Source organism: Nonomuraea antimicrobica, assembly GCF_039536965.1.
Taxonomy (GTDB): Bacteria; Actinomycetota; Actinomycetes; order Streptosporangiales; family Streptosporangiaceae; genus Nonomuraea; species Nonomuraea antimicrobica.
Window position 1 is genome coordinate 1 of the sequence record NZ_BAAAZP010000130.1, and the last position, 2,284, is coordinate 2,284.

The following is a 2,284-nucleotide window of genomic DNA, read 5'->3' on the forward strand; positions in this document are numbered from 1 at the left end:
GAGCCCGCTGCCCGCCGTCCCGCTCACCGCCACGGTGGCCGACTGCCACTCCGACCACGGACTCGCCACCCCGCCAGCGGTTGAGGTCCGTACTCGCCAGCGGATCAGCCAGCCGTCCTTCAGCTTGCCCGCCGTCACCACCGGCGACTGCACCCAACACGTGATCAGCGCCGAACACGAACCACTGGACACCGCACCGGCGCCCGACCAGATCAACCCCGAACCCTGACCAGCCGCGCCCGGGTCATGCTCGACCTCCGTCTCCAAACGCAACGACCGCGACTCCGGATCAGCCCCATACGCCGAGAACGTCGGCTGCAAAGACGTCAGCGTCCACAATTTCGACGCCGCCTGCCCCGGGGAGGCCGACAGCCCCGACACCACCGGCTTGGAGGTGTCCACCCGGCCCGACTGCCACTCCGACCACGGGCCCGCCACCCCGCCAGCGGTTGAGGTCCGTACCCGCCAGCGGATCAGCCAGCCGTCCTTCAACTTGCCCGCCGTCACCACCGGCGACTGCAACCAACACGTGATCAGCGCCGAACACGAACCACTGGACACCGCACCGGTAGCCGACCAGATCAACCCCGAACCCTGCCCGGCGGCCGAGGGGTCATGCTCGACCTGCGTCTCCAAACGCAACGACCGCGACTCCGGATCAGCCCCATACGCCGAGAACGTCGGCTGCGTCGAGGACAGCGTCCATATGCCTGACACCGCTTGGCCGGGAGAAGCCGACAGCCCCGACACCACCGGCTTGGACGTATCCACCCGGCCCGACTGCCACCTCGACCACGCACCAGTCACCCCGCCGGTGGCGGAGGCTCGCACTCGCCAGCGGATCAGCCAGCCGTCCTTCAACTTGCCCGCCCCTACTACCGGCGACTGCAACCAGCACGTGATCGGCGCCGAACACGAACCACTGGACACCGCACCGGTAGCCGACCAGATCAACCCCGAACCCTGCTCGGCAGCCGACGGGTCATGTTCAACTTGCGTCTCCAAACGCAACGACCGCGACTCAGGATCAGCCCCATACGCCGTAAACGTCGGCTGCAGCGAGGACAGCGTCCACAAACCCGACACCGCCTGCCCAGGAGACGCAGACAGTTCCGAGACGGTCGGCAGGGATACAGCGGATTGAGTCGCGACGTCGCTTGTGGCGTGCGAGAGGGACGCGTTGTCGCTCTCTGCGGAAATCTTGCTCGTTCCGGCGGCTTGTGCCTGCGCGGCAGGAGCCGGCGAGGCGTCGGCTCGTTCTGGTTCTTCCCAAGTCAACGGAGGCGGAGAGTTCAATCCGTCGGTCGCCGGCTTGTCACTAACACTGGGCTCTTTCTCCAACGGCAGCGCGTCCTTCGGCCGCTTGCTGTCGCGATTCTTCGCTACGCCGTCCGGCTGCATGGCCGCCGGATCCACGAGATGCGGAAGGCCATTGGCCGAGCCCGAAGTCTGGGTCGGAGCCGCCGTCGAGGATCCGGCCGCCGGTGATCCAGGAATGTTCAGCCGTGCTGGTGTGGGTTCGGCGGTGACCGCCATGCCTTCCAGGGTGAGAAAGCTGGGCAGGAGCGCCATAACCATGATGACGGCCATGCGAGCCGCCCACCGGGATGGACCGCTCCTGCCCAGCCCTAAACCGCTGCGGCCTGTAACGCTCTCCCGACCCCGTGCACGCAGCATCGCCACGCCTCGCATTTCGCAAAGAAGGAAGCCCCGTATGACCCTGGCGAACGCCATAAGCCAGATGTAAATGACAGGCGCAGTTTTATCGGAACCGCGATCTCGCTACTAGATCTTGACAATTCGATTCCGATGATCAACGGAAGCCGGGCTAAACGCGTCCCGGGAAAAGGCGCTGCTCATGGGATCGCCACCAACATCCCCCACCGTGCGAATGTGATGTAAATCACACCATGCCCGCTGCGTACCGAGACACCCCGACATTGCGGCGTCAGAGCCTACATTTTCCCTAGATATCGAGAGCCTTCGGCTGAAAGCCGGCGACATTCGCTTGCAGGTGCGGGTGCCGATTATTCATCCGGCCAGGTCAGGTGACATGCCGATACTCCTTCAGTACGCCACCGAGTCGATCATGTCGGCGAACGTCGAGCGGCACGATTCCTGTGGGGCCAGTGTCGGGATTGGGGAGTGATCGAGGCGGAGCTGCTTGCCTGAGAGCACGGTGCGGCCGGTGCTCGTTGTAGAAGGTCTCAAACTCCCGCGGCGCGTGGAGGAGATGGCGCTCTTTCCAGATCAAGGTCCGGTCCAGCAGTTCGAGCTGGCAGGT

General features: G+C 65.0%; 2 protein-coding genes. Both read right to left on the minus strand.

Features of this window, described 5'->3' with window-relative positions:
- Positions 1-1,590 (minus strand): hypothetical protein (locus ABD844_RS34210; protein WP_344887178.1); only part of this gene is annotated, 1,590 nt, incomplete at its 3' end.
- A 454-nt stretch (positions 1,591-2,044) separates the two neighbouring features.
- Positions 2,045-2,284: hypothetical protein (locus ABD844_RS34215; RefSeq protein ID WP_344887180.1), on the minus strand; the 240-nt coding region annotated here is incomplete at its 5' end.